This window comes from Lawsonibacter sp., assembly GCF_022777125.1.
GTDB lineage: Bacteria > Bacillota > Clostridia > Oscillospirales > Oscillospiraceae > Lawsonibacter_A > Lawsonibacter_A hominis.
Genome location: NZ_JALFGV010000048.1, coordinates 35,566 through 52,670 on the forward strand (window position 1 = coordinate 35,566; position 17,105 = coordinate 52,670).

At 62.1% G+C, this 17,105-nt stretch carries 16 protein-coding genes, 1 tRNA gene and 1 pseudogene; 13 read left to right on the forward strand and 5 right to left on the reverse strand.

From position 1 onward, the window contains the following. Positions 1 to 19 precede the first annotated feature (19 nt). From MR825_RS04075 to MR825_RS04105, 7 genes are all read left to right on the forward strand, one after another. Positions 20 to 1,918, forward strand: a complete 1,899-nt coding sequence (locus MR825_RS04075) for an FAD-dependent oxidoreductase (RefSeq protein WP_186907028.1) — start codon at positions 20 to 22, stop codon at positions 1,916 to 1,918. A 55-nt stretch (positions 1,919 to 1,973) separates the two neighbouring features. Then, positions 1,974 to 2,999, forward strand: a complete 1,026-nt coding sequence (locus MR825_RS04080; protein WP_287879042.1) for a zinc-dependent alcohol dehydrogenase — start codon at positions 1,974 to 1,976, stop codon at positions 2,997 to 2,999. Between the two features lie 25 nt (positions 3,000 to 3,024). Beyond that, entirely contained in the window at positions 3,025 to 4,872 is a 1,848-nt protein-coding gene (locus tag MR825_RS04085; RefSeq protein ID WP_287879043.1) for an FAD-dependent oxidoreductase, read from the forward strand. 9 nt (positions 4,873 to 4,881) lie between these two features. After that, entirely contained in the window at positions 4,882 to 5,766 is an 885-nt protein-coding gene (locus MR825_RS04090) for a D-psicose 3-epimerase (RefSeq protein ID WP_186907025.1), read from the forward strand. Beyond that, on the forward strand, positions 5,763 to 6,794 hold the full coding sequence (locus MR825_RS04095; RefSeq protein WP_186907024.1) for a zinc-dependent alcohol dehydrogenase family protein: 1,032 nt from the start codon (positions 5,763 to 5,765) through the stop codon (positions 6,792 to 6,794). The genes MR825_RS04090 and MR825_RS04095 overlap by 4 nt, the downstream gene beginning before the upstream one ends. 82 nt (positions 6,795 to 6,876) lie before the next feature. Beyond that, positions 6,877 to 7,479: a YesL family protein gene (locus MR825_RS04100; RefSeq protein ID WP_186907023.1), complete on the forward strand. Its 603-nt coding sequence runs from the start codon at positions 6,877 to 6,879 to the stop codon at positions 7,477 to 7,479. A gap of 78 nt (positions 7,480 to 7,557) precedes the next feature. Next, positions 7,558 to 8,769 carry an ROK family transcriptional regulator gene (locus MR825_RS04105; protein WP_186907022.1) on the forward strand — a complete coding sequence of 404 codons (1,212 nt, stop codon included), beginning with the start codon at positions 7,558 to 7,560 and terminating at the stop codon, positions 8,767 to 8,769. On the opposite strand, the gene MR825_RS04110 is transcribed toward MR825_RS04105, so the two are convergent. From MR825_RS04110 to MR825_RS04125, 4 genes and pseudogenes are all read right to left on the reverse strand, one after another. Continuing rightward, a complete protein-coding gene (locus MR825_RS04110; RefSeq protein WP_287879045.1) occupies positions 8,748 to 9,377 on the reverse strand; it encodes an MATE family efflux transporter in 630 nt (209 codons plus the stop codon). The genes MR825_RS04105 and MR825_RS04110 overlap by 22 nt on opposite strands. Beyond that, on the reverse strand, positions 9,290 to 9,763 hold the full coding sequence (locus tag MR825_RS04115) for a polysaccharide biosynthesis C-terminal domain-containing protein (RefSeq protein WP_287879046.1): 474 nt from the start codon (positions 9,761 to 9,763) through the stop codon (positions 9,290 to 9,292). The genes MR825_RS04110 and MR825_RS04115 overlap by 88 nt, the downstream gene beginning before the upstream one ends. Positions 9,764 to 9,884: 121 nt before the next feature. After that, positions 9,885 to 9,983 (reverse strand): annotated as a pseudogene (locus tag MR825_RS14370) (hypothetical protein); the annotation flags it as partial. Beyond that, the gene (locus MR825_RS04125) at positions 9,984 to 10,550 is read right to left on the reverse strand and encodes a DUF3991 domain-containing protein (protein WP_287879048.1); all 567 of its coding nucleotides are present in this window, start codon (positions 10,548 to 10,550) and stop codon (positions 9,984 to 9,986) included. A 398-nt stretch (positions 10,551 to 10,948) separates the two neighbouring features. On the opposite strand from MR825_RS04125, the gene MR825_RS04130 reads away from it, so the two are divergent. After that, on the forward strand, positions 10,949 to 11,143 hold the full coding sequence (locus MR825_RS04130) for a hypothetical protein (protein ID WP_287879049.1): 195 nt from the start codon (positions 10,949 to 10,951) through the stop codon (positions 11,141 to 11,143). Between the two features lie 198 nt (positions 11,144 to 11,341). Here the strand turns inward: MR825_RS04130 and MR825_RS04135 are convergent. Next, positions 11,342 to 11,427 (reverse strand) — tRNA-Leu (locus MR825_RS04135). Positions 11,428 to 11,688: 261 nt separating this feature from the next. Between MR825_RS04135 and MR825_RS04140 the strand changes: the two genes are divergently transcribed. From MR825_RS04140 to MR825_RS04160, 5 genes are all read left to right on the forward strand, one after another. Then, a complete protein-coding gene (locus tag MR825_RS04140; protein WP_186907020.1) occupies positions 11,689 to 12,339 on the forward strand; it encodes a MerR family transcriptional regulator in 651 nt (216 codons plus the stop codon). Further along, positions 12,320 to 12,640 carry a YbjQ family protein gene (locus MR825_RS04145; RefSeq protein WP_256176106.1) on the forward strand — a complete coding sequence of 107 codons (321 nt, stop codon included), beginning with the start codon at positions 12,320 to 12,322 and terminating at the stop codon, positions 12,638 to 12,640. The genes MR825_RS04140 and MR825_RS04145 overlap by 20 nt, the downstream gene beginning before the upstream one ends. Before the next feature lie 6 nt (positions 12,641 to 12,646). Then, positions 12,647 to 13,366 (forward strand): ABC transporter ATP-binding protein, encoded by a 720-nt coding sequence (locus tag MR825_RS04150; RefSeq protein WP_186907018.1) that lies wholly within the window; start codon positions 12,647 to 12,649, stop codon positions 13,364 to 13,366. Then, complete coding sequence (locus MR825_RS04155; protein WP_287879052.1) at positions 13,363 to 14,961, forward strand: hypothetical protein; 1,599 nt, start codon at positions 13,363 to 13,365, stop codon at positions 14,959 to 14,961. Before MR825_RS04150 ends, MR825_RS04155 begins: the two co-directional genes overlap by 4 nt. A gap of 196 nt (positions 14,962 to 15,157) precedes the next feature. Further along, positions 15,158 to 17,074, forward strand: coding sequence for a S41 family peptidase (locus MR825_RS04160; RefSeq protein WP_287879054.1), 1,917 nt, complete (start codon positions 15,158 to 15,160; stop codon positions 17,072 to 17,074). Positions 17,075 to 17,105 lie beyond the last annotated feature (31 nt).

A 17,105-nucleotide genomic window follows, 5' to 3' on the forward strand; every position in this document is an offset into this window, starting at 1 on the left:
TTTCGATGTGAGGTGCACAATGAAAGAATACGTTCACGAAATTCCGGATCACACGCAGCAAGCTCCCCAAAAACGGCATTTTGATGTCGTCGTGGTCGGCGGCGGCATGAGCGGCCTCTGCGCGGCCATGGCTTCCGCGCGGCAGGGTGCAAAGACCGCCCTTGTACAGGACCGCAGCGTTTTCGGCGGCAACGCCAGCTCCGAGATGCGGATGCACATCTCCGGCGCGTCCTGCCACTGGGGCAAGAGAGACGCGGCAGAGACCGGCATCCTGATGGAGCTTCAGCTGGAGAACAAATACCTCAACGACAGCTACAACTATTCCATCTGGGACGGCGTTCTGTGGAACGCCGCGCAGGAAACGAAGAACCTGACGCTCTGCATGAACACCACCATGTCCGCTGTACACTCCGACGGAAAGCACATCTCCTCCATCGACTGTTATCAGATGACGACGGAGCTCTGGATGGAGCTGACGGCCGACGTCTTTGTGGATGCGACCGGCAACGGCACGCTCGGCTATATGGCCGGTGCCGAATACAAGATCGGCCGGGAGGGCAGGGACGAATACCGGGAAGAAGACGCCCCCGACGTGCCGGACGGCAAAACCATGGGCAACACGATCTATTTCGTGGCGGAGGACCGCGGCCATCCGGTGAAATTTGTGAAGCCCTCCTGGGCCTATACCTTTGACGAATCCGACTTCAAGCACCGGTACCACGGCGACATCGTGGTCTACCACAGCGCCGACGACGTCGTGGTGCTGAAACCGGGCGAGGATTATGAAAGCCACTCCGACGAGCTGGTGGAAAAATACGACGTCAAGAGTGGCTATTGGTGGATCGAGCTGGGCGGCGACTGGGACGACATCATCAGGCAGTCCGAGGACATCCGCTGGGAGCTTTACCGCACGGTCTACGGCGTGTGGGACCACATCAAAAACGGCGGCGACCACGGCGCGGAGAATTATGAGCTCGTCTGGGTCGGCAATCTGGGCGGCATGCGCGAGAGCCGCCGCCTGATGGGCGACTACGTCCTGAAGGAGCAGGACATCCTCGCCAACCGGATCTTTGAAGATGCCGTGGCCTACGGCGGCTGGCCCATGGACGAGCATACCGCCGCGGGCTTCGGGGCCAAGGGCCAGATCCCGTCCGTGGTCCGCTCCTTCAAGGGCCTCTATTCCATCCCCTATGGCTGCTACTGCTCCAGGACCATCGACAACCTGATGATGGCCGGGCGCGACATTTCCGCCTCCAAGCTCGCCATGGGCTCCACCCGCGTGATGGGCACCTGTGCTGTCGGCGGCGAGGCCGTCGGTGTGGCCGCGGCGAACGCCTCCCGGAAAAAGCTGACGCCCGCGCAGTACGGCAAACAGTATATGCACGAGCTCCAGCAAAAGCTCCTGGCCTGCGACCTGTACGTCATGGGGCAGAAAAACGAGGATCCGAACGACCTGGCGCTCCGCGCCTCTGTTTCCGCCAGCAGCGAACAGCCCGGCTTCGCCGCAAAAAATATCATCTCCGGCGTCACACGCCGGGAGGGCGGGCAGAGCAATCTCTGGCGCTCCGGCGCCCTGCGCGAAAGCGGCGAAACGCTCACGCTGACCCTTGCGGAGCCGGCGCCTGTCCATGAAGTCCGGCTGGTTTTCGACCCGGACCTCAGCGAGGAACGCTGCATCTCCGTTTCCAAGGCCTTCCTCCAGAAAGAGCCGACGGGCGTCGCCCGGACGCTGGTGAAGGACTACCGCGTGGAGCTTCTCCGCGCAGGCGCGGTCGTTGCCGCCCAAACGGCCACGGACAACCACCAGCGGCGGAACACCGCCGCCTTCAGTGGCGAGCTCTGCGACAGTGTGCGCGTACACGTTCTCGCCACCAATGGCTGCGAAGATGCCCGGATCTATGAGGTCCGGATCTATTGATTCATTTACCGGTGAATTGTTTTCACGCAAAACGCGCAAAAGGAGATTTGAAACTATGCTGCAAGAAGTGATGACTGCCCCCGGCGTGATCGAATTTCAGGATGTCGCCATCCCGGAGATCAAAGAAGACCAGGTCCTTGTGAAAATGATGCGTCTCGGCATCTGCGGCTCGGACATCCACGTCTATCACGGCAAACACCCCTACACCAAATATCCCGTGACCCAGGGCCATGAGGTCTCCGGTCAGATCGTCAAAGTCGGCAGCGCCGTGACCAGCCTCTCGGCGGGACAGAAGGTCGTGCTGGAGCCGCAGGTCACCTGCGGAAAATGCTATCCCTGCACACACGGCAAATACAACCTCTGCAACGAGCTCAAGGTTATGGGCTTCCAGACCACCGGTGCCGCCAGCGAGTATTTTGCCGTCGACGCCTCCAAGGTGGACGTCATTCCGGATTCCATGTCCTATGACGAGGCAGCGCTCATCGAGCCGCTGTCCGTCACGGTCCATGCCGCGAAGCGGTTCGATGGCCTTGTCGGCGGAAACGTCGCCATCATCGGCTGCGGCCCCATCGGCCTCCTGCTTGCGCAGTCCTGCAAGGCGCTGGGCGCGGCCAAGGTGCTTATCACCGACGTCTCCGACTACCGGCTGGAGCTTGCCCGGTCCCTCGGCGCAGATTATGCGATCAACACCGCCAGGGTCAGCTATGCCGATGCAATCGAGCAGGTATTCGGCCCCGATAAGGCCGACGTCATCTACGAGTGCGCCGGAAACAACGCCACGATGGATATGGCCATCCAAAACAGCCGCAAGGGCGCAAAGATCATCCTCGTGGCCGTCTTTGCCGACTGGGCCAAGGTGGACCTCGCCCGCCTCAACGATTCCGAGCTCACGCTCGACACCGCGATGATGTACCGCCACGAGGATTACGTGGACGCGCTGCGCATCGTGGCCGAGGGCAAGGTGCAGCTCAAGCCGCTCATCACCCGGCACTTTGCCTTCAAAGACTTCCTCGCCGCCTACCGGTACATCGACGCCAACCGCGAGCACACCATGAAGGTGGTCGTGGATATTCAGGACTGAAAAGCCTGGGAAAGGTCAAAAAGCTATGGCTATCCATGAAAAAACAGCGTCCTTCGACGTCGTTGTCATCGGCGGCGGCTTTTCCGGCGTCTGCGCCGCGATTGCCGCAGCGCGCGAGGGCGTAAAGGTCGCGATCATTCAAAACCGTTCCGTTTTCGGCGGCACCGGCAGCTCTGAAACGCGCATGCACATCGTCGGCGCCAACTGCCACTCCTCCAAGCCCAACCTGCGCGAAACCGGCATCATCGAGGAGATTCTCCTGGACAACAAGCGCCGCAATCCCTACGCCGACTTCCCCATCTTTGACATGATCATCTGGGAGAAGGTCAAGATGGAGGAAAACATCACGGCCTTCCTCAACACCAACATTGAGGACATCGTCACGGAGGACGGCCGCATCCGCGCCGTCATCGGCCATCAGAACACCACCGAGACCCGCTGGACCGTCTGCGGAACCATCTTTGTCGACGCAACCGGCCACGGCACGGTCGGCGTGCTGGCCGGGGCGGAGAGCCGTGTCGGCTCTGAATCCAAATACGAATTCAACGAGCCCACGGCCCCCGAGCAGGCCAACAGCAACAAAATGGGCAACACCATCATGTTCGCCGCGACGGACCGCGGCGAACCGGTGACGTTTATCAAGCCGGTCTGGGCCAACACCTATACGGAAGAGGACCTAAAATACCGTCCCCACGTGGATCATGTCTGCGCCCAGGCGGACGGCGGCGGCCTTGTGACCGTTGACGCCGGCAAAAATCAGCTCCCCGAGTTCTCCAATGTCGACGCCGGCTATTGGTGGATCGAACTCGGCGGCGACTGCGACGACATCATCCAGGAGAGCGAGCAGATCCGCGACGACCTCCTGAAGGTGCTCTACGGCGTCTGGGACCACATCAAGAACCAGGCGGACCACGGCGCACAGAACCTCGATCTCGAGTGGGTCAGCATGGTGCCCGGCTACCGGGAGAGCCGCCGCCTCATCGGCGACTATATCCTCAACGAAAACGACGTCCGCGCCAACCGCGTCTTTGACGACGCCGTCGCCTACGGCGGCTGGCCGATGGATGTCCATGTGCCGGGCGGCGCAAAGGAGCTGGCCAGTGTCGGCTCCCGCGTCTATAATTTCGAAGGGCACTATTCCATCCCCTATCGCTGCTACTACAGCCGCAATGTCAAAAATCTGATGCTGGCGGGCCGGGACATCAGCACCTCCAAAATGGCGTTCTCCTCCTGCCGCGTCATGGGCACCTGCGCCGTCGGCGGCCAGGCCTCCGGCACCGCCGCCGCGCTGGCGGTCCGCCATGGCTGCGATCCGCGCGAGATCGGCGAAAAGCACATCCGCGAGCTGCAGCAGCTCCTTCTGAAAAATGACTGCTACATACCCGGCCACCGCAACACCGACGAGTCCGATCTGGCGCGCAGCGCCTCGGTCTCTGCCACCAGTGAGACAGCCGGCGGCGAAGCCGTCCACGTCATCAACGGCTATTCCCGCGCCGTCGGCAAGGCTTCCAACTGCTGGATCTCCGCGCCGCTGACGCAGCCGCAGAGCCTCACGCTCACGCTCTCCGGGGCGGCCCCGGTGCAGGAGGTGCGCCTCACCTTTGATACCGATCTCAGCCATGAGATTCAGCCCTCGCTGATCAAAAATGTAAAAAAGCGCCAGGTCAAGGGCCTCCCGCACGAGCTCGTGCGGGACTACGACGTCGAGCTCCTGCTGGGCGGCGCCGTCGTGGCCGGCCGTGAGATGCGGGACAATGGGCAGCGTCTGAACCGCCTCGCCTTTGACGGCACTGTCTGCGATGCCGTCCGCGTCACGGTCCGTGCGACGCACGGCTGCCCCGAGGCCCGTATCTTTGAGATTCGCGTCTACTGAGGAACTGCCATGAAATACGGAATTTATTACGCCTATTGGGAAAAGGAATGGGGCGGGAACTTCGTCCCCTACACCGAAAAATGCGCCCGTCTGGGCTTTGACATCTTGGAAGTCGCCTGCGGCGCCTTCGACCGGGAGGACGACCGCTTCTTCCGGGAGCTGGCTGCGGCTGCAAAGGCCAACGGCCTCCGCCTGACCGGCGGCTACGGCCCTCGCAAAGGGCATGACCTCGCCGGCACCGACCCCGCCCAGGTGGAGGCCGCTTTCCGCTTCTACGCCGACATGTTTCGGAAAATGGAGTTGGCCGGGATCGACCGCCTCGGCGGTGCGCTCTATTCCTACTGGCCGGCGCAGTGTACGCCGGAGACCGACAAGGCCGCCGATACGGATCGGAGCGTCGCGCGGATGCAGCGCCTTGCGGATCTTGCCGCCGATCACGGCATCACGCTCTGCATGGAAGCGCTCAACCGCTTTGAAGGCTACATGATCAACACCGCGGACGAGTGCCTCGCCTATGTCCGGGCGGTGAACCGTCCCAACGTCAAGGTCATGCTGGACACCTTCCACATGAACATTGAAGAGGATTCCCTGACGGACGCCATCCGCAAGAGCGGCCCGCTGCTGGGCCATTTCCACGTCGGCGAGGCAAACCGCCGCTGCCCGGGCCCGAACGGCCGCTTCGACTGGGCCGCCATCGGCCGGGCGCTGCGCAGCATCGGCTACGCGGGCGGTGTCGTCATGGAACCGTTCGTGCGCATGGGCGGCCAGGTCGGCCGGGACGTTTCCCTCTGGCGGGACCTCTCCGGCGGCGCAAGCAATGAACAATTGGATCAGGACGCCGCGACTTCTCTCACCTGGCTGCGCAGCGTCATGGAGGGAAAGGACACACCATGAAAGGAACCTATTTTCTGGGAAACGGCGAATTTGAAACGCGGGACATGCCGGAGCATCCCCTTGCCCCGCACGAGGTGCTCATCCGGGTAGCCGCCTGCGGCGTCTGCGGCACGGACGTCCATATCTACCACGGCGACAAGGGCTCCGCCGCGGTGACGCCGCCGGTCGTGCTGGGCCACGAGCTCTCCGGCACGGTCGCCGCCGTCGGCGCGCAGGTCACAGGGCTGCGCGTGGGCGACCATGTCACCGTTGATCCCAACTGCTACTGCGGTGCGTGCCACTACTGCCGCATCGGCAAAAAACAGCTCTGCACCAGCCTTTATGCCATCGGCGTGAACCGTGACGGCGGCTTTGCCGAATACTGCTACGCACCGGAGGCGCAGTGTTTCCTGCTCGCGCCCGATGTGCCGCTGGAGTTCGGCGCCCTGGGCGAGCCGCTGGCCTGCTGCATCCACGGCATCGACCGGGCCCAAATCCGCGTGGGCGACACGGTCCTCGTCATCGGCGGCGGTGCCATCGGCCTTCTGATGGTCCAGCTCGCAAAGCTGTCCGGCGCCTCCCAGATCCTGCTGAGCGAGCCGGTGGCCATGCGCCGCGACATCGGCCTGCAGCTCGGCGCAGACGCCGCGATCGATCCCATCCGTGAAGATCTGAGTGCGCGTATTCGGGACTGCACCGGCGTGGACGGCGTCGATGTCGTCATCGAGTGCGTCGGCAACACCGCTGCCACGGCGCAGGCCTTCGCCTCCGCCAAGCGCGGCGCCACCCTGCTGCTCTTCAGCGTCCCCAAGGCCGGCGCGACCCATCCGCTCACCCTTGAAGACGTCTATCAGAAGGAACTGAAGATCGTCGGCTCCATGATCAACCCCGACACGCACCAGCGTGCCGTCGACATGATCAACCAGGGCCGTATCCAGCTGGCCCCCATCATCACGCACCGCTTCCCGGTGGAGCAGCTCAAGGATGCCATTCTGATGCAGATGTCCAGCGAATCGCTCAAAGTCCTGGTCGGGAGCAGCTTCGGCTGATCAAAATTTCGGAAGGGCGGGGATGCCAATTCCCGCCCTTTTATGCTATACTGAAGAAAAACGACACGACGGAGAACACAACATGAAAACCTTCTCTCAGGTCGTCCGGAATTACTGGGTCGATCTCATCCTGCTGAATCTCGCCTTCCTTCTCGGCTGCATCCCGGTCGTGACCATCCCGGCCTCGCTGGCGGCGCTTTGCAGCGCGGTGCTCCGCATGCAGCGCGCACAGGACGTCCACATCTTCCGGGACTTTTTCCGTGACGTCAGAACCCGGTTCCTCCGCTCCATGCTGCCGGGCTGCATCGCGCCTGTCGGCCTTGCGCTCTTCTTCCTGGGCTGGAACGCCTGCATGGCCGCCGCTTCCGGCCGGGGCCGGCTCCCGCTGCTCGCCGCCCTGCTTTTGTGGCTCTACGTCGTTTTTGCCTTCAGCATGTACGCCGTTCCCCTTGCCGCACAGCTGGAGCTTCCGCTGCGCGCGGTATTCCGCAACGCGCTCATTCTTCTCCTGGCCCGCACCTGGCAGAATATCGCGGCGCTGCTGCTGGTGGGCGCATGCACCCTGCTGCTCCTGCTCACAAGTCCGTTTCTGCTGCCGCTGGTCCTGTTCACGCATTTTTCGCTCTGCGCGCTGATCTGCATGAGCTTTGCCGAGGGCGGCATCCGGCAATGCATTGCCGGATGAGCGTTTCCCGCCGCCGGATGTTGCAGATCCGGCGATCCTGTGTTACAATGGTCGCAAACAGGGAAGTGAGTGTGTGCCGTGGGAAAAATCGGAAAAAACAGCTTTGATATTCAGGAGAGCAACCGCGTCTCCGTCCTCCGCATTCTGTCCAAGGAGGACGTCCTGACGCGGGCGGACCTTTCCCGCATGACGGGCCTGAAGCAGGCTACGATCACCAATATCATCAACGATCTGCTTTCCTCCGGCGTCGTTTCCGAGACCGGCACACTGAAGGGCAATCTGGGCCGCCGTTCCATCGGCATCCGGCTCAACGCGGAGAACTTCAACGTGGTCGGCATCAAGATCGCCCGCCGCTCTTACAGCGTGGGCATCTTCAACATCAAAAACCAGCTTCTGGACAAGACCTATCAGAAGCTGGAACCGTCCACAGGCGCCTCCGCCGTGCTGCAGAGCCTTGTCGCCGACGCCAGGCGCCTGATCGACAAATACGGCAGCTGCTGCGCGATCGGCGTGGCCGTCCCCGGTCCCTACCTGCGCCGCGAGGGACGCATCGCCGTGATGACGGAGTTCGTCGGCTGGGAAAAGATCGACATCTACAAAAAGCTGAGCGACGCCTTCGAGCAGCCGGTCTTCGTGGAGCATGACGCCAACGCCGGAGCGCTCGGCGAATGGAACTGCAGCGCCAATATCGGAAGCGACGACGTTCTGGTCCATCTGCTGGCCAGTGAAGGCATCGGTTCCGGCGTCGTGATCGACGGGAAGATCATCAGCGGCTACCGCGGGATCTTCGGCGAGGTCGGCCACATGTCCATCAACGTCATGGGCGCGCGCTGCGTATGCGGAAACTGCGGCTGCCTTGAGATGTACTGCTCGGCGCTGGCCTTCGTCAAGGACGTGCTGGCGGAGCTGCCCAAGCATCCGGAGAGCACGCTGAATTCCGAAAAAAAGGTCACTGCGGATACCGTCTTCCACCATATGCGCCAGGGAGATTCCTTCGCGCTGTCCGCCGTGAAGCGGGTCGGCCGTTACCTAGGCTACGGCATCGCGAACATCGTGAACATCTACGATCCCAAAGAGATCGTCATCTCCGACATCATGTCCGGCGGCGGTGAAGTGATGATGTATGCCATCAAGGAGGCCGCCAAAGAACGGCTTCTGCCTGAAGTCTACAAAGACCTCATCATCCGCTATTCCAGTGTGGAGGACCTCATCCTCTACGGCGCCGCCACTGTGGCGATCGATAAGATTCTGGAAAAGATCGACGTTTTCTACCTGCAGAAGGAGGAATGATGCCGAAGCGCTCTGTAAAAAGGGGCGCAGCCCTTGGGGACAAGCTGAACTCCCGCTGTCCGGTCCGGACCGGCGGGAGTTCTCTTTTCGGGTATTCCTCCGATCTGGTATTCCATGCTTCTCAGGGACTTGCGGAATTGATAGCGGAACAGCGTCACCGTGAAGATCGCCGCAAGTCCGTCAGCAACCAGCTCGGCCAGATAGACGGCAGTGGTCTGATCGCCCATCAGGTGCGGCATCAGATTGATCAGCGGGATCGGCAGGAGAAACTTGCGCAGCACGGCCACAATGATGGAACTGAGCGCGTTCCCCGTGGAGATGAACGGCATCTGACAGGCCGTCTGCGCGCCAAAGATGAACCGTGCGCCGCAGTAGAGCCTCAGGTCATGGGCGGTAAAGTCGATCAGGGTGCTGTCGCTGGAGAAGATCTGGGCAAACAGTCGCGGGAACGCGATTACACCGGCCCAGAGCACAACCGAATCGATCATACTCGCCGTGAGCAGGAGCCGAAAACTCTTTTTTACGCGCCCGGTGTTCCCCGCGCCGAAGTTGTAGCTGGCGATAGGCTGTGCGCCCCCCAAGTCCGTGCGCAGCAGGGCAAACTGCATGACGCTCGGCAGAATCGTCCCCCGCCATAGCGCAGCAGCGAGGAGCTGAAGCACACCGTGATAATGCTCTCGCTCGACTGCATAACAAAGGAGGACATACCCAGTGCAATGCATGGCGGCAGCAGACTCAGTCCCTTCAGGAGATTGCTTCCGCTCAGACGCAGGACTGTTTTTCTTCCGCAGAGGAAGGCAATCACCCACGCACAGGAAAGGCCTTGGGAGAGCACCGTCGCAAGCACCGCGCCCTGCACGCCCAGTTTCAAGGCAAAGAGAAAGATCGGGTCGAGGACGATGTTGGCCACCGCCCCGATCAGGACGGTCGTCATGCCCATTTTGGCAAAACCCCGCCCTGTGATGAAGGCATTCGGGCCGAGGATGAGCTGCACGAAGACCGTCCCGATCGCACAAAGGCGCATGTCTTCCCCTTTCAGGTGATTTTCTTTTTTGCAGGTACTCGTTCCAATCCTTGCCGCTGCGGGGTTCCTCCACCGTCACGGCATGGCCCATTGCTGTGTAGGTTTCCTTGAGACGGCAGGCACCCTCCCGCCCCGGTGCATCTGTATCCAGACACCGGACAATGTTTCGGATCTGCAGATGATCTCGCAGCTAGACTCCCAGCGTACCATCGTAACGGCTGCAAAGTGCCACCGCGTCGGCCGTGTCCCGATGAAGCGTAAGATAACTCACACGGCCGATAGGGGCCTCGAACACGAACACCCGATCCGGCCTGGGATCGTGCGAAATGGAGAACCCGGTGTTCTTATCGCTACCGGTCACATCTCCGCGAAAGCCTTTTCCATCCCGGTCATAGGCCCCACGCAGACCGGCGTATTTTGCCTGTCCTGCGCTGCCTTTACCTACGAACACGCAGTTATGGTGAACGGCGTCCTCATACAGAAGGCCAGCGTTCCAAAACTGGCGGATCACCTGCGGGGCGATACCAAGCTTGCGCAGGTAGGCAAACACCCTGCGGTCATCCTCGTTCCGGGGCGGTAGGCCAAAGGGCTTGGAGGACTCGTCCCGCTTGATGGGTGATATGGCATTGGTGGGGGGATCTCTTGCTCTGCCATGGAAGGCCAACAGGTACTCCACGGCTTCTGGAAAGGATTTGCCGTAAAACTGCTGCAGGAAGGTGATGGCGTCTCCGCCGATATTCCAGGAGTACCGGCCCATGTGCGCCGGTCCTTGATTCGCAGGCTATCCATCTCGACTGTGGTGTGGTATCTGCCGATCCGCAGTACCTGATAGCCCAGATGACTCAACAGCTCCGGCAGATCTGTTCCTCTGGCAATTTGCATTTCAGCGTCTGTAAAGCGATTTCTGATTTTGCTTGACATGATGTCTACCTCCTTTCTCATGAAACGCAAAAAGCCGCCCAGGGGCATCCGAGGTGTTCGGATGCCCTGGGCGGCTTTTTCCCAGCCAGTATTTTCTTATGTGGCGCTTGCGGGGCTTACACGGCCTCGTCCATCTGGGGGGCGCGTCCGTGTCTGTTATGCCCTCAGAATGCGCCACACGGGCCGCGACAGGGGCCGTGTGGGGATCTCTGCTCTGCTGCTGGTGATCATAAAATGAAACCGGCACTCTATGCCTTGGCGGGAAAAGTCTATATCGGGATAGAAATTCTCCTTGCGGTGACAGATGTTAGGTTGCGGATGTCTATCCAAATTATGCGTCAGTCACCGAACGGAAAAAGAAAACCGCCGTTTCTCCGCTCTGTAAGAGAAGAGAGAAGCACGGTTGCAGATTTTTCTTCTTTTTTTTGAGGCCGGTGTGTCCGAATCACACCAGACCGTGAAAACGGCTGGGTGCATCTCAAAAATGACGCCTCTCGCGGGGCAATACCAGGGTTTTGAAAAACTCGTTTTTTTGCAACTTTTCAAGTGAAAAAGCAACGGAAAATACATAAAAACGTCGCACTTTCGTGCGACGTTTTCGGTGTTGCATCTTTCATCAACACATTTTGGTGCGGATGACGGGACTCGAACCCGTACGTCCATGGGACACTAGCACCTCAAGCTAGCCAGTCTACCAGTTCCAGCACATCCGCATACATCAGAAGAAAGCCTTGCCGGAAAAGCTACTTGACTATTATAGCGGTACCGCACTGGTTTGTCAACCGTATTTTTCCCGCAGCGGGCTCCCCTGTTCAAGCATCCGCGGCTTCCTGCGCGCTTTATCCGGCGCCTTCCGCGCGCAGAATATGAGGTGGAACTCCGGTCCCTCCGGGTGTATACTACGAATGCCGAAAAGTTTTGCTTGACCTTCCATCCGGTGGAGGGTATATCTTAGACCAGTGGGAGGTGAAACGATGAAAATCAACGAGGTGGAACAACTGGTCGGAGTGACCAAACGCAACATCCGCTTCTATGAAAAAGAGGGGCTTCTCTCCCCCGGCCGCAATAAGGAAAACGGCTATCGGGATTACGGGGAGGCCGACGTGACCGTGCTGCGTCAGATCAAGCTGCTGCGCAAGCTGGACGTGCCCTTGGAGGAGATCCGCCGGATGCAGCAGGGCGCTCTCACGCTGACCGACGGCCTGCGGCGGCATATGATCCAGCTGGAACGCCAGCAGCAAAATCTGGCCACGATGCAGCGCCTGTGTCAGGAGCTTGCGGATGCGGGCGCGCAGCTGCCCGGTCTGGAGGCAGACGACTGGCTGGGGCGCATGGAACGTATGGAACAGGAGGGAACGAGATTTGTGAACATCCGAAAAAAAGATACCATGGCCCGCTACCTGGGCCCAGTGACCGCGGCACTGGTCTTCGTGGGCCTGATGGGGCTGACCATCGCCTTTCTCGTATGGGCCTGCACCGTGGACCCTGTAGACCGGCCGCCCTTGGGCCTGCTGATCTTTCTGATTGCCGCGCCGATGGTGGTCATTGTCGGCGTGGTGCTGGCCCTGATCCAGCGCATCAAACAAATACAAGGAGGAGAAGAGGATGCTGCTTCTCAATATTGATTCCATCCCCGGGAAAAAAATCGAGGCCCTGACCATCGTCAAGGGCAGTGTGGTCCAGTCCAAGAACTTCGGCAAGGATTTTATGGCCGGCATGAAGACCCTGGTAGGCGGCGAGATCGAGAGTTACACCCAGATGCTGGTGGAGGCCCGGCAGATCGCCACCAAGCGCATGGTGGATGAGGCCCAGGCGCTGGGTGCAGACGCCGTCATCAACGTGCGCTACGCCTCCGCCTCGGTGATGCAGGGGGCGGCGGAGGTGACCGCCTACGGTACCGCAGTGAAGATCGTGGGCGAGGCATAGATCCATATGCTGAAGATCGAACATTTTTCCAAGACCTATCCCGGCGGAAAGCGGGCGGTGGATGACCTGAGCCTGAACGTTGCACCCGGTGAAATCTTTGGCTTTATCGGCCACAACGGAGCGGGCAAGACCACCACTCTGCGTGCGGTCGCCGGGGTGATGGACTTTACCGAGGGGACCATCGTCATCGACGGCCACGATATCCGCCGCCAGAGCATCGCCGCCAAGGCGGTGACCGCTTTCCTGCCGGACAATCCGGACCTGTACGACTTTCTCACCGGGATCCAATACCTGAACTTTATCGCCGACCTGTATGAGCTCCCCGGCGGAGTGCGTCAGGAGCGCATCGCCAAGTACGCCGACGCCTTCCAGCTCACCGGCAGCCTGGGCAGCGCGGTGGGCGGGTATTCCCACGGCATGAAGCAGAAGCTCGCTCTCATCTCCGCCCTGATGCGGAAGCCCCGTCTGCTGATCCTGGACGAACCCTTCGTGGGCCTGGACCCCGCCGCCTCCCACCTGCTCAAGGGCTATCTGGCGGAGCTGTGCGCGGCAGGCGGCGCCGTGTTCTTTTCCACCCACGTGCTGGAGGTGGCTGAAAAGCTCTGCCACCGGATCGCCATCATCAAGGACGGCCGCCTGGTGCGCCAGGGGGCCACTGCGGAGTTGGTGGGCGACTCCACACTGGAGGAGGTCTTTTTGGAACTGGAGGGAGCGAGCCAGCCATGAGGAAATTCCGCTCGCTTCTCTCCCTCAACTTTCGGGCCATGCTCACCACCTTCCGGTTCGGCGGGCGAAAATCCGGCCGTCATGCGACGGGCGCCGGCGCCCTGCTTCTGCTGGCCGGCCTGTCCCTCTATCTCTCCGGCGTATACAGCTTTCTCTTTGCCGCTCAGCTGGCCCAGGTGGGGCAGCTCTCGCTGCTGCTGCCCATCATGTCCCTGCTGGCGGTGGTCATGGGGGTGCTCTTCTCCCTCTTCGCCGCACAAGGCGTGGTCTTCGGGACCCGGGACAACGACTTGATGCTGGCTCTGCCCGTATCCGCCTTTACGCTGATGCTCTCCCGTACGCTGGCGCTCTATCTGGAGAATCTGGTCTCGGTATTTTTTATGCTGCTGCCCGCCGGGGCGGCCTATCTGTGGCACGGAGGCGGGGGCGGCGTGGTCTTCTTCCTGCTGCTGATCCTCTCGGCCCTGTTTCTGGCCTTGCTGCCTACCCTCATTTCCCTGACGGCCGGATACGTGCTGGCCGTGCTCTCCGGTAAAACGGCCCGGCGGGCGCTCTGGTCCAATCTGTTTTATCTGCTCTTTTTCCTCCTGCTCTTCTGGGGACTGTTCCGCTTCAACCGCATCCTGACCCAGATGGGGCAGGCGGCCGGGAGCATCCGCACCGCCCTGTCGGGCTGGGCGCTGCCCCTGCTGCTGATGGAGCGGGGCCTCTGCAGCGGGGACGCGTTGGCTTTGCTGGGCTTCTTTGCCCTGTGCCTGCTTCCCTTTCTGCTGGTGGTACGTCTGTTTGCCATGCGGTACAAGCAGATCGTCACCCGGCTCTCGGCCCGCTCGGTACGCTCGGACTACCGGCTGGAGCGTCTGTCCTCCGCCGGACCGCGGCGCGCCTTGCTGAAGCGGGAGGCGCTGCGCTTTTTCGGCACCCCCGTCTACCTGTTCAACGCCGGCTTCGGCCTGCTCCTGCTGCCGGCGGCAGGCGTGGCGGCGCTGTTCCAGCGCGCCCGGCTGGATGCGCTGCTGGCGCAGGTGGAGGCCGGGGGTCTGACGCTCCCCCTGACCGGCCTGCTGGCGGCGGGGATATGGTTCGTGCTCTCCACTGCGGCGGTGACCGCCTCCTCCATCAGCCTGGAGGGAAACCGGCTGTGGATCCTGAAAGAGGCTCCTGTGGGCACCGCCACGCTGTTTCGGATTAAGGCCGGTTTCCAGCTGCTGCTCACCCTCCCCTGCCTGCTGACGGGTACCGCGCTGCTCTCCCTGGCGCTGGGCCTTTCCTGGCTGGACGGACTGCTGGTGGCGCTCTCCGGGATCGCCTTCGCGCTCTTTACCGCCCCATTCGGACTTTATGTCAACCTCTGCTTCCCCAAGCTGGATGCACTCAGCGACGCGGCGGTGGTCAAGCAGTCCGCCGCCTCGCTCATCGGCGTTCTGGTCCCCATGGCCGTCTCTCTGGCGGGGCTTTTGCTGCAGATCGCTCTGGGCGGCCTGGTGGGCGAGTCCCTGCTCCTGCTGGTATGCACCGCTGCGCTGCTGGTGTGCGCCGCTCTGATGGAGCGTCATCTGCTCCGAGCGGGGGCCGCGCGCTTTCAGGCGCTGTGATCGTCGAAACAGCGGCAAAGCCGCTTTTCCGAGAGGGCTGACGCGGGCTTTGGGGGCCAGCGGACGCCCGGCCTTGCCCCTGCTCCGGCATCCAAAAATGACAAATGGAAACAAATCGGGAACGGGCCTTGCGTCCGCTCCCGATTTGTCGTACAATCAGGTGACATAATATTTTGTCCTTTGAGGAGGCCCCTCTATGAACCGAACACACCGCGCCCGCCTGCTGGCCGTTCCGCTGGCCCTGTCTCTGCTCCTCCCTCCCGCCGCCCAGGCCCTGGACCTGGACCAGGCCCGGATGCTGTTGGGCACCTATTACATCGACCCCATTCCGGAAGAAATTTTATATCTGCCCACACTGGAGGAGATCCTGGGCGCGCTGGGCGACCCCTATACCTACTACTTCACGCCGGAGGAATACCGGCAGTTTACCGGCTCCATGAGCGATCAGGCCCTTGTGGGCATCGGCGTGGCCTACCGTCTCACTGCGGAGGGCCTTTCCCTCCAGCGGGTATATGCGGATACCCCGGCGGAGGAGGCCGGACTGATGGCCGGGGATGTGATCGTAGCCGTGGAAGGCCGGCGCCCCGGCGCGGGAGAGAGCCCCGAACTGCTCTCCTCCTGGCTGCAGGGGGAGACGGGCACCCAGGTCGCTCTGACCTACCTCCGCGGCGGAACGGAGTATACGCTCACCGTACAGCGGCGGGCCATCGTACTGCCCGCCACCGTCAGCGAGCTTTGGGACGGCCACATCGGCTACATCGACTGCGATACCTTCGGAGGCGAAACGCTGGCGCACTTTACCCAGGCCATCGACGCCTATGGAGCGCAGGCCGACGTGTGGGTGGTGGACCTGCGCGGCAACGGCGGCGGCGAAGTCAACGCCGCCATCCAGTCCACCGCCTGCTTTACCGGCGCGGGTGTGCTGGCCTGGCTGCGGGACAGCGGCGGCCGTTACCAGGGCTACGGTGCGGAGGAGGCGGCCCGCACCGATTCCCCCGTCATCCTTCTGACCGACAGCGAGACTGCCAGCGCCTCCGAGCTGTTCGCCGCGGGGGTGCGGGATACCGGGGCGGGCCTGATCATCGGGGAACGCACCTTCGGCAAGGGCGTGGGGCAGAACGTATTCGACCAAACCTCCTATCCTCTGCTCTTTGCCGAGGGGGACGCCATCAAGATCACCGCTTTCCGCTTCTTCTCCCCCGGCGGCAGCACTACCGACACGATCGGGGTGATCCCGCATCTGCTGGTCGCGCCGGGCCATGCCGCCGCAGTTGCCCGGCTCCTGTCCTCCCCCGCGCCGGAGGGGGACAACCGCGGTATGCTGCGCATCGACTTCGGCCGCAGCTGGTATGTGGACCTGGAGCAGGCCCTCTCTGAGGACTACCGCGCCGCCTTTCGCGCTCTGCTGGAGGCCCTGCCCTCCGCCGTGCGGGTCTTTCAGGGCAGCGGAGCCGATTGGAACACCATCTCTCCCGCGGACCTGGCCGCCCGGTGCGGCCTGGAGGCGTATCAGCGCCGCGGCTTTTCGGATACGGCCCAATCCCGCTTTGCCGCCCAGATCGACGCCTTGGCTGCCTACGGCGTGGTGCAGGGCTCCGGCGACGGGTTCTTCCGCCCCTTCGACACCCTGACCCGGGCCCAGCTCTGTGCCCTGCTGGCTCAGGCGCTCCACTGCGACGTGCCTTCCGGCGAAAGCCACTTCTCCGACGTAGCGATGGACGCGTGGTATGGCCCTGCCGTCAACGCCCTGGCGGAAATGAGCCTGGTCAACGGTGTGGGCGGCGGCTTGTTCCGCCCCGACGACCTTGTGACCCACGAACAGTTCATCGCCATCATGGGCCGCCTGGGCCGGCGGCTGAACATGTATCTGGACAGCTCCGCCCGTCAGGTCCCGGACACCCTGGCGCTCTATGAAGCCCTGGCCCCTTACGCCGACTGGTCCCGGGAGGGCGCGTGGCTGCTGGCCATGAGTCAGACCGATGCGAGCGGCAAAACGGGCACCCTGCTGTGGGACAGCCTCTATGCCATCGCCCCCGGCGAGGCTACTACCCGGGATGAGGCCGCCTACCTCACCTGTTCCCTGCTCTCCTACATCGGCGTTCTCCCGGTCTAGGCCTCCTGCCTTTTTCCGCAGCCCGGCGATT